10 protein-coding genes and 2 tRNA genes are annotated in these 10,152 nt (G+C 57.9%); 8 read left to right on the top strand and 4 right to left on the bottom strand.

Going from position 1 to position 10,152, the window contains the following annotated elements:
• From HKN37_11595 to rpmH, 4 genes are all read right to left on the bottom strand, one after another.
• The coding region (locus tag HKN37_11595; GenBank protein NNE47290.1) for a tRNA uridine-5-carboxymethylaminomethyl(34) synthesis GTPase MnmE at nt 1–599 on the bottom strand (599 nt) is incomplete at its 3' end.
• A 54-nt stretch (nt 600–653) separates the two neighbouring features.
• A complete protein-coding gene (gene yidC / locus HKN37_11590; GenBank protein NNE47289.1) occupies nt 654–2,495 on the bottom strand; it encodes a membrane protein insertase YidC in 1,842 nt (613 codons plus the stop codon).
• A 120-nt stretch (nt 2,496–2,615) separates the two neighbouring features.
• Complete coding sequence (locus tag HKN37_11585; GenBank protein NNE47288.1) at nt 2,616–3,056, bottom strand: ribonuclease P protein component; 441 nt, start codon at nt 3,054–3,056, stop codon at nt 2,616–2,618.
• Nucleotides 3,034–3,189 carry a 50S ribosomal protein L34 gene (gene rpmH / locus HKN37_11580; GenBank protein ID NNE47287.1) on the bottom strand — a complete coding sequence of 52 codons (156 nt, stop codon included), beginning with the start codon at nt 3,187–3,189 and terminating at the stop codon, nt 3,034–3,036. Before rpmH ends, HKN37_11585 begins: the two co-directional genes overlap by 23 nt.
• A 158-nt stretch (nt 3,190–3,347) precedes the next feature.
• Between rpmH and HKN37_11575 the strand changes: the two genes are divergently transcribed.
• The 8 genes from HKN37_11575 (at nt 3,348) to HKN37_11540 (ending at nt 10,052) form a co-directional block, all read left to right on the top strand.
• Nucleotides 3,348–3,420 (top strand) — tRNA-Gly (locus tag HKN37_11575).
• A gap of 65 nt (nt 3,421–3,485) precedes the next feature.
• Nucleotides 3,486–3,562, top strand: a tRNA-Val gene (locus tag HKN37_11570).
• A 376-nt stretch (nt 3,563–3,938) separates the two neighbouring features.
• Nucleotides 3,939–6,452, top strand: a complete 2,514-nt coding sequence (locus HKN37_11565) for a T9SS type A sorting domain-containing protein (protein NNE47286.1) — start codon at nt 3,939–3,941, stop codon at nt 6,450–6,452.
• Between the two features lie 140 nt (nt 6,453–6,592).
• Entirely contained in the window at nt 6,593–7,120 is a 528-nt protein-coding gene (locus HKN37_11560; protein NNE47285.1) for a hypothetical protein, read from the top strand.
• Nucleotides 7,121–7,237: 117 nt separating this feature from the next.
• Entirely contained in the window at nt 7,238–7,522 is a 285-nt protein-coding gene (locus tag HKN37_11555) for a hypothetical protein (protein ID NNE47284.1), read from the top strand.
• Nucleotides 7,523–7,905: 383 nt separating this feature from the next.
• On the top strand, nt 7,906–8,139 hold the full coding sequence (locus tag HKN37_11550) for a hypothetical protein (GenBank protein NNE47283.1): 234 nt from the start codon (nt 7,906–7,908) through the stop codon (nt 8,137–8,139).
• A 137-nt stretch (nt 8,140–8,276) separates the two neighbouring features.
• Nucleotides 8,277–9,671 carry a S8 family serine peptidase gene (locus HKN37_11545; GenBank protein NNE47282.1) on the top strand — a complete coding sequence of 465 codons (1,395 nt, stop codon included), beginning with the start codon at nt 8,277–8,279 and terminating at the stop codon, nt 9,669–9,671.
• 60 nt (nt 9,672–9,731) lie between these two features.
• Nucleotides 9,732–10,052 carry a hypothetical protein gene (locus HKN37_11540; protein NNE47281.1) on the top strand — a complete coding sequence of 107 codons (321 nt, stop codon included), beginning with the start codon at nt 9,732–9,734 and terminating at the stop codon, nt 10,050–10,052.
• Nucleotides 10,053–10,152: the final 100 nt, after the last annotated feature.

Below are 10,152 nucleotides of genomic sequence, written 5' to 3'. Positions count from 1 at the left end.
ACCTTCGACAGCAACTCTGCGAGTCGCGCACGATCCGCAAACTCGACGTCTTCCTCGGAGAAATCCAGCTCGAGCTCCACAAGCGCACTCACGCCCAGCAGTTCGTTTCGCAGATTCGCGAGCAGCTCGGAGTAGCGGCCCTCCAGTTGATTCACGGCCGTTCGATGGGCGAGCGACGACGATGCATGGATCAGGTCCGCGACGGCTTCGGCCTGCGTGAGATCCATCTTCCCGTTAATAAATGCGCGCTGCGTAAACTCGCCCGGCCTCGCCATCCGTGCGCCCGCCGACAGGAGGGACTTCAGAATGAGTACCGGCGCAAAGTCACCGCCGTGGCACGAGATTTCAACGAGGTCCTCGCCCGTAGCCGACCGCGGAGCACGGAACACCGTCGCCACGACCTGATCGATCTCCTGGCCATCGGGTGTTACGAATCTTCCGAAATGAACCGTATCAGGATCGACCGCGTCCAGGTCCTTGCCTCTGAAACACGCGCTCGCAATGCCGACTGCAGCGGGTCCCGATACCCGCACGATGGCCAGCGCCGCTCGTCCGCGAGCTGTCGCAATCGCTGCTATCGTATCTCCGCCGTGTGACATGCTTAGGGTACGGTCGCCCCGGCTACAGGAACGTCGCGACCCGGGGCGGAGGCGCTACTTTTTCGTGCGCTGTTTACTGGATGACTTGCCGGATTTCTCCGTGATCGACTTTCGCTTCCCGACTGCCGGCTTGCCCTTCTTCTTTGCGGCACGCGCGTCGCGCTTTGTGCCCTGGCCGTTCGACGCGGCCTCTTTCTCACGCGCGATCGTCTTGTTGATCCACTGCTGCTGCAACGCCGTGAAGACGTTATAGCAGAGGTAGTACAAACTCAGACCCGAGGCAAACTTGTTGAAGATGCCGAAGATCATCACCGGCATCACGTACGTGAAGATCTTGGTCTGCGGATTCGAAGGCGTCGATGCCATCTGGATCTTCATCTGCACGATCATCGACAGACCCATGAGGAGCGTGAAGCCCGCCACGAAATCGCCGTACAGCGGAATGTTGAACGGCAGCGCGAGAATCTTGTCCGGAGCCGAAAGGTCGGCCGCCCAGAGAAACCCCTGCTGGCGGATCTCGATGGACTGCGGCAGGAACTGCCACAGTGCGATGATCACCGGATACTGCAGCAACATCGGAAGACATCCGCCGAGCGGGTTCACACCCGTCTCTTTGTACATCTTCATCATCGCCTCCTGCTGCTTCTGCTGGTTGTCGGCGTACTTCTCCTTGATGAGTTCCATCTGCGGCTGCAGGTCTCTCATCTTGGCCATGCTCCGATACGACGCTTTCGTCAGCGGATAGAGCACGACCTTCATCAGCAGCGAAAGGACGATGATCACGAGGCCGTAGTTCGGCAGCACGCGACCCAGGTACTTGAAGATGGGGATGAAGACGAACTTGGCCAGCGGTCGCGTCATCCATTCGAAGAGGTCATAGCCGTAGTCGACCATCCCGTAGAGGCCGATCTTGTAACGGGCCAGACGGTAGTATTCCAGCGGGCCGATGTAGAGGCGGAACTCGTCAACCTCCTGCATACCGGGAATCTGAAGACTGACCTCGTAGTCTTCCCAGAAGGCCGGGTCGTCCGGCTCGGCCGTCCGCTCTCCGATAATTTCGGCGCCTTCCGTTTCGCCCGACGGGATGAGGGCGGCTCCGAAGAACTGATTCTTGACCGCGACCCAGTCCACCTTGCCACGCAGCGACTTCTCTTCGAACGCGTCCGACGTCAGGGTAATCTCCTCCACTTCGCCGCCACTTCGTGCATAGGCCCCCGCGCGGCTGCTCTCCGTGGCGGGGTCATCCTCCGCAGAGGGTATGCCTCCACTCCAGACCAGGTCGTAGCCCTCGGTCGTCGAATAGGCGGCCGCGTTCTCCTGCTCGATTCGGAGTCCGACTTCGTACGTGTCCGGCTTGAACGTGTAGATCTTCCGAATCCGCCCACCGCCGAAGGCCGTTTCGTACGCAAGCTGCTGCGGAGTATCGACGATGCGCAGCGTGTCCCGATTCGTATCGACCGAGAAGAAGAACTGCCGGGTGTCGACCGTGTGGCTCGACGGGCTTGAAAACACCATTCCCAGTGAACCGTGCCGTGTCGTATCGATCAATTGCACGGGCGAGAGGTGGTCAGACCGGTCATACTCGTTCAGCGTGAACGAAATAAGCGTTCCTCCCTTGCTCGAAAAGACGGCCTGATAGAGATTCGTGGCGATGACGACCTGCTGCTCGACTCCTTCGAGTACCCCGGCAAATACAGAGTCGGTAGGCACTGTTCGCGCAGGCCTGCGGATCTCGGGAGCCGACTCCACAACCGGCGGGATTTCCGTTTGCGACGTGTCCACAATGCCCAGTTCGGGCCGCTCGGACTCGGGCACCGGTTGGGGCGCCATCCAGTACAGCCACACCATCATGATGATGCCGATCAGGACGGTAGCTATAACGGTGTTACGATCCACAGAAGGGGGGCGGTTGAAGTGCTTAGCCGATAACGGCTAATTGAAGCGGTACGGAGAGTTTCCGGCGCAGTTCCAACGCGCATAAAAGATTCAACGGTTCAGAAAGCTGGTAAGCCGGGTTCATTTCAGACCCGTAAGGAGTCTATCAACGATTGTGTCGATGTCTTGCACGAGTGCGGACAACGAAATGTCCGGTTTTCCGCGAAAGACGAGGGCCAGGGTCATCAGGCCGGGTCGGCCATCCAGGGCATGCCGGAGTTCTGCGTGGCGTCGCCGGTAGGCTTCGCGCATTTTTCTGCGAATCCGGTTACGTGTGACGGCCCCGCCGATTCTTCGGCTGACGAACACGCCGACCTGCAGCGACGTGGTGTCGTGGTGCTCTTCGGGGCTCGCGAAACGATAGACGGCCCGTACGCTGCCGGCGGGAATTGAGAAAAGATCGGATCGTCCGCGGTCGAACAGGGGACGAATCAGGCTTCGGCGTTTGAGCCGATGGCGTCGCGGGAACGTAAAACGCTGCCGTCCGGCCTCATCCAGGTCACTTGCCGCTTCGGGTGTCACTGACGGACAGGTTCTTGCGGCCTTTTGAGCGGCGGCGTGCAAGGACCAGTCTGCCGTTCTTTGAAGACATTCTGGAACGGAAGCCGTGCTTGTTAGCGCGCTTGCGACGGCTTGGTTGATACGTTCTCTTCATCCTGAACTCTCAGATCTTCTGGCCCCGACCCATCAGCGGAGGCTGGAATTGCAATAATTGGTAGCTGAGAAAGATACAAAGCCCAGATCGCAAAGCAAGGATTCATATTGACTTTCGAGAAGTCTCAATGTAAGTTTTTGGGTTCGCGGCACAGCTCAGCGGCAGTAGCTCAGTTGGTAGAGCATCAGCTTCCCAAGCTGAGGGTCGCGGGTTCGAGTCCCGTTTGCCGCTCGTAGCCTCGATAACCCCGGCCCGACCGGGGTTATGGTTAAAAGGGGGCCGTTCGCGGCGGTTTCGGGCGGTTAGCTCAGCTGGTTAGAGCGTCTGGTTTACACCCAGAAGGTCGGGGGTTCGACTCCCTCACCGCCCACCACTGGCGTCCATAAGGTGTTGTGTACCAGGCTACTCAGATTGCGGTACAAGAATGAATGACAATAATTCTAAGCGGTGTCTGGCATGCGAGCGCGGATCCGACGTCACCCCGCTAATTGCCGTCGAGTACCGTGGGGAACACCTTTGGATCTGCCCCCAGCACCTCCCAGTGCTGATTCATGATCCAGGTCAATTGGTCGGACGGCTCGCCGGAGCCGAGAATCTTCGTCCGGCCCGTCCTCACGACTAAGACCTTTCGCCGGAGCGTCGTTCGACGCCGCCGGCCTCCCCTCACGCAACTACTTCTACAGCCTCCCGTCCGGGACTACTTCGAGCCACCGGGACCTTTCAGATATCAAGCAAGGCCGTTGATTCCTATGCGAAAACTCCTTCCACTCCTCACATTCATGTTCGGCTGTCTGCTTTGCGTTAGCAACGGGTATGCCCAACCGCAGGAACTCGTAGATCAATTCGAGTCGCGCGAACATACGGCGGACGGTTTCACCATCCCGTACCGACTTTTCATCCCGAGTCCCCTCAACCCTGCGGTCCAGTATCCGCTGATTCTAACCCTGCACGGTTCCGGACAACGCGGAAGTGACAACGAGAATCAGATCGCCACCAATCGAGTTGCCACGACATGGGTTGAAACGAGTGCACAGTCAGCAAACCCTGCCTTCGTGGTGTCGCCACAGGCCCCGACGAATGGTACCTGGTCTATAGGATCCGGTGATCCTGAAGTGATTGGCGTGGAACTGGCCACGACGATGGATCTTCTTGATAGCCTCGCCTCCGAATTCAATATCGACCTCGACCGCGTCTATGTGACCGGACTGTCCATGGGTGGCATCGGCACGTTCGAGGCGGTCTTCCATGACCCCGAACGTTTTGCCGCCGCCATTCCCATGAGCGGCGGCTATGTCCCGAGCGCACTATCGCGATTCGGCGATGTCCCCTTCTTTGTCTTTCATGGGAAGAAGGACACGGCGGTACCCTGGGTGTTTTCAACTCAGATGGTCTCCGCGTTTGAGGAGACGGGTCGAACAGCTGTATACACCGATTGCGGTCCGTTCCAGTGTTCGGAAATGTCGGTGGCTGAATTGGACTCCGCGCTTGCGACACGGCCAAACCTCGTATTCGTCAGCCACCCGAACGACGGGCACGTGATCTGGGAAGAATCCTATGACAGCCGCGGGCTGCACGCGTGGCTTTTTGATCAACATCGATTGGTGCCGGACGCAATTCAGTTCAATGCTCCGACCGGCTACCCGACATGGAGCGGGACTTCGACCATTGAATGGACCGCGCCCAATCCCGGCGACCGCGTGGAAGTATGGTTCAGCCCGGATCACGGCCAGACGTGGAACCTGGTGGACTCCGGAATCCCCAACACGGGGTCATATGCTTTTGACACACAGGCTTTCGGTGATACGCCGTTTGGGCTTCTGAGGATCATGCTCGTCGGACCTGACGGCCTCGTATATGCACGCCAGCGATCGACTCCGTTCCAGATAGACAATGGATCATCCGGTACCCCGATAGTTCAGCTTCAGGATTTTCCATTTCGTGACCGGGTGATTCCTCCAGGAGCTCCTGAGGATTTCGTCGACGGGCTTCTGGTAACGGACACGACGCTGACACTGCGATTTCGGGCTGGTGACATCGACTCACCTTCGCTGGACGTCGCCCTGTTTTACAGTTCGGACGGAGGCGCAACGTTCGAGACGATCGACACGTTCTCCCACGAGACCAGCGGCGATCTGCGTTCGGTCATCGTCGACATGACCTCTTTGCCAAACGCGCCGGAGTCTCAGATCCGCCTTGACGTCTCGGACGGCGCAGCGACCGTTTCCTCGACGACCCCCATCTTCTCAAAACAGACCCCTCGCAACAGCAGTTCGTACATCGAGCAGGTCGTAGGCAACGGGCGTCCTGTGATTTCGATCAATTTTGTTGCACCCGACCTGTTGACGAACCATCGGTATCGAGTCGACTTCAGTGTCACCGAGAGCGAGTCGACCGTTCGTGGAAAATCGACAGCAGAACTGAAGACATATGCGGTGACGGACCTGGATCTGGGAGTCCAGATTTTCTCGGGCTTTCCTGTATCACTGCGCGAGAGTCCGGTCTTCGACGGGATCAGATTATCGATCCAGGATGCGCCCGATGGCGTCGATACAGATCAGACGAGGTGGATTACTGGAGACACGGACATGCCGATGACCATCGCATCGCAATCCCCGAGTTTCGGAGCGTTGTTGGCGACGCCCAATGACTATCGCATCACCATCACGGAGGGGGTGGCGGATACTTCGAAAGCGCTCTTTGGATTCAGCGCCAGACTGATGCGGTTCACGGTCGAGAATGTAACCGCAGGGGAACCTCGAGATGTTATTTTCCTGGATCGCGGGGACGGTACGCTCGGCTTTTCGGATCGGCTTTATCTACTCGAAGAAGACGATGCGGGAGAGCTGGCTCTGGCGTGGTTCTTGACGGTCGGAACGCCGACTGTCGCCCCCGAACCGGGAGATGTCTTTGAAATGGTCACCCATAAGCCTCTTAGTGACGGCGACTCTTTCGAGTTCGTCGGGGCTATCGGTGTTGCCGTTGAGGAAGACGGCATGCCCGATGATTTTCGGCTCGGACACAACTATCCAAACCCGTTCTCGCGATCGACAACGATTCCGTACCACCTCGCCTCAACAGCCGACGTCGAGTTGACGATCTTCGACGCAATAGGAAGGCGGGTAGCCGTGTTGGTGGATGAGCAACAGTCCGGTGGGAGTCATACCGTGACCTGGGATACAACGCTCATGCCGAGCGGTGCGTACTTCTCAAGGCTCAAGGCTGGTGGCTTCCAACAGACGCGCACGCTGCTTCTGTTGAAGTAGTTCGGTTGCAACTGAACTCGCCTTCCAGCTCTGGCCGATGCTGCTCAGGTTTTCCCCGGGGAGTCTAGTATCCCGAATACTACACCTTCAGATCCCGGGACCCGTTACTGTACCTGTACGGCAGAAAAGGAGATGAAACGATGAAAGAGAACGAATTACCTCCCTACGATACGAGCGACAATCCAACGAATTGCTGCCCTCGATTCAACAAAGAAGGCTGGGATGAACGCGATCTGCAATTCGACGAGAAGCTGTTCCTCAAAGCTGAGACCAGGAGCGTCTTTCACATTCCAATTAACATGGGTTCGGTGTTTGCCCGGGCATTTGCTGATATCGACAGTGCCGACGCGCGCAATGATGACGACTTTATCGTGTTGTCGCGAGACCCGTCAAACTGGAAGGGCGAGCATTACTTCTCGGTGACTCACGACGTTCCCGGCCACGAGATGGTGCGCCTGTCAGGGAATTATGTAACGAAGGTGTTTGAAGGTCCATTCCGGGAAATCGGGAAGTGGGAAAAAGAAATGGAGTCGTTTGTCAAGTCTCAGGGGCAACAGACAAAGAAGAACTACTATTTCTATACGACGTGCCCGAAATGCGCAAAGGTCTACGGCAAGAACTACGTCGTTGGGGTTGCCGAAGTTGAACCCGCGAGTGTCGCGGCCTGAGTGGACGCGCATCAATCGGTGGCGCCCAACCTCTCCAGACTCGCCGTTTCGGTGTCGGATGCTTTGTGTTCACTGGAACTAACCGGACTCGGTCGTTGAGGTCAGGAGATGCGGCGGATGAGAGATGAGACCCAACAGCCCTCGGGACTAATCTCTGTGCTCCTGGATCAATCTGCAGAGTTTGGCGATCGTGACGATGCGGCAATGGACCTTGCGTCCTATGACGACCCTGTCGTCGCGAAAGCACTCCTTAGAATTGTTCTTGATCATTCTGAGAACGAGGACTTGATCGATAGTGCAGGGGAGTCCCTTGCCGCCGTGTGGTCCCGGTCTGCACGCGAGGACTCTGTCCTGCTGAAACGCATGCACCCCGCCAGACAGTTCTTCGCAAGAGAACCATAGCAATCACGGGGGCACATCACGCTGCAGTTCGCGGTAGCGGTCTGCGTCGAAGACAGCAGGTCCGACGGAATGGACAAGGGAGGGGCCTGGCGATGCAAAACGAATAGGCGCGATTTAAGTCTGCCTTTTTCCCGGCCGATACCCCTCGCGCTAACCGTACTCTCTCGGCACTAACGCAATTCCAGTGCCGTAGACCGGATGTTCTCAAGCAGTTCTCTTTCGCTCCTGAATGGAGCAAAACCATCCGTCCTATACGGGTGAAGGAATGGGCTCGGTCAACGCCAGACGTTGGCCCGCGTACCCGCATTACTTTGCGGCGCCCATTACATACAGGTCCCATCTGCGCGGGCGGGGCCAGAGTCAACCAAGCTCTGGTCCAACACATGAATACGCGCAAGCTTCTCTCGACACTGGCCACTGCCGCACTGATCCTTTTCGGCAGTTCTCTCCTCTCCGCATGTAGCGACTCCCTTGTAGGAGAAAGCCCGGAAGCGACCATCGAGTCGACCGATCTCCGGGCCGGCAAGCAGCTTGAACGCTACTTCCGAGAGGTGCCTCCGGCTCCTCAGGACGACAACAGCACGGCGACCGACAGCACGTCAGCACCTGCGAAGTAGACACGAATGCGCCTCTTGAGCGCCCAGACTGACGCGGTAGAGTCAGATCGGGAGCTCTCGTTGCCACGCGCCGCACCTCTTCAACTCTGCGAATCCGCACGCGATCAACCTCATCTCTTCCAAGACCTCTCATTCCAATGAACACTTCTTTCGAACGATACAGCCTCTTCGTCGCGATCCTGACGATGGTCGTCCTCGCCTTCACAGGCTGTGCGAACGACACAATGACCGCGGTCTCGGACGACGCACCGCAATTCGACGAAGTTAACTTCTCGAAACTGCGCCACGCGCATCTGCTCGACAGCAACTCGGATCGAATGGGCAAGGGTGGCACGGCGGCTCTTCGCGAAGCGACCGTCGAACCAACTGACGACTCGGGGCTCGTCCTCGGGACCGGCGGCGACGCGACCGTGGACGCCGATGTCGACCTCATTCTTGGCCTACGCGACGACTTCGACTTTACGCTTGAAGCCAGCAAGTTTCTGTCACGGTACAAATTCCTCTCACGCTATAAATTCCTGTCGCGCTACGCCTTCAACGGTATGGCGGTGTCCGTAGATCAGGCTCTTCTTGACGAATTCCTGCGCCAGATCGAATCAGACCCGGATGTCGAGTGGGTGGAGCCGGATATCTTCATCGGTCTCCCGGGTCAGCAGGGCACGTCGTCAAACTCGCACCAAAAGCTCCCCTGGGGTGTGGAGCGGATCGGCGGAGTCCAGAGCTCGACGGTGTCGGGGGACGGAGACGGCCAGATTATGGGAGTTGACCTTGTGGTTCTGGATTCAGGCTATCCGCAACATAACATCAATCGTACCGCGGCGACCAACTACACCGAGTCCAACTGGTTGTACGACATGTACGGCCACGGTTCACATGTGGCCGGTACGGCTGGCGCGTGCGACAACAACTACGGAGTTGTGGGTGTTGCACCGTGCCTTTCGATCTGGTCCATGAAGGTCCTCGATGACGAAGGAGAAAGCGAGATCTCAACGGTTGTCATGGCGCTCGACCGCGCCATCGAGCGAAAACTTGCAAATCCAGGACGACCGATGGTCATCAACATGAGCTTCGGCGCGACAGTCGGTACGACAGAGTACAACGCCCTGGACCTTGCCGTGCAGGCCGCCATCGATGCCGGAATCACGGTTGTGATTGCAGCCGGCAATGAAGGCATCGATGCTTCGACGATCACACCGGCCCACGTGGCGGACGCGATCACCGTCGGTGCGTACGATGTCTACAATCGTTTCGCCTACTTCTCAAACTTCGGACCTATGGTAGATCTGCAAGCTCCAGGCGTCGACATACTCTCTACCGGCAACGGTCAGAAAGGAAGTTGGAAGGGCGTCCTGATGAGCGGAACGTCCACGGCGGCCCCGCACGTCGCCGGAGCAGCAGCATTGTACCTCTCACAGCATCCGTCAGCGTCTCCAGCCGAGGTAAGAGAGGCGCTGCTGGCAAACGCGGTGGACATCGTCCACGGAGCTCCGGTCAATACAACAACCAGGTCCGTCTGGGTCGGCAACTTTTAGAACACAACAGCTCTTTGGCGGGCCACACCCCGCTAAGACCATAGCCCATAGTATGAGATCATGCGCTTAGCCGCGATCATCCGAGAAATCGACAAAGCCGTGTTCCAGCGACGAGGAACAATCGGCGAGTGGAGTATCGGTGTAACCGATGACCCGGATGGAATGAGGCACGCGATGACGGCGTCCGGATTTGACATCAGTCGCTGGCACCAGTGGGAAGCGGATACGACTTCAGACGCCCTGGCCGTCGGGAATCTCTTCGTCACACTCGGAATGAACGGAAGTGGCCTGGACGAGACGCAATCCACATCAGCCACCGTCTTCGTGTTCATCGCATCTCATTCCAGTCACGTGGATGCAGCCATACGCCAGTTGGCGTAATTCTCGTTCACCGATCCCGGGTTACTCAAATCCGGACGGACGTACTACCGTCCGCACGGGTCTTGCTGGAACGTAGACTGAGTTTGACCGACGCCCCGGC

The sequence above is a fragment of the Rhodothermales bacterium genome, assembly GCA_013002345.1.
GTDB lineage: Bacteria > Bacteroidota > Rhodothermia > Rhodothermales > JABDKH01 > JABDKH01.
This window is presented reverse-complemented; position numbering and strand designations above follow the sequence as displayed.

What these genes read in the sequence shown, in the direction of transcription:
- rpmH (NNE47287.1), bottom strand. Translation starts at nt 3,189, where the DNA reads ATGAAGAGAACGTATCAACCAAGCCGTCGCAAGCGCGCTAACAAGCAC.
- HKN37_11565 (NNE47286.1), top strand. Translation starts at nt 3,939, where the DNA reads ATGCGAAAACTCCTTCCACTCCTCACATTCATGTTCGGCTGTCTGCTT.
- HKN37_11560 (NNE47285.1), top strand. Translation starts at nt 6,593, where the DNA reads ATGAAAGAGAACGAATTACCTCCCTACGATACGAGCGACAATCCAACG.
- HKN37_11555 (NNE47284.1), top strand. Translation starts at nt 7,238, where the DNA reads ATGAGAGATGAGACCCAACAGCCCTCGGGACTAATCTCTGTGCTCCTG.
- HKN37_11550 (NNE47283.1), top strand. Translation starts at nt 7,906, where the DNA reads ATGAATACGCGCAAGCTTCTCTCGACACTGGCCACTGCCGCACTGATC.
- HKN37_11545 (NNE47282.1), top strand. Translation starts at nt 8,277, where the DNA reads ATGAACACTTCTTTCGAACGATACAGCCTCTTCGTCGCGATCCTGACG.
- HKN37_11540 (NNE47281.1), top strand. Translation starts at nt 9,732, where the DNA reads ATGCGCTTAGCCGCGATCATCCGAGAAATCGACAAAGCCGTGTTCCAG.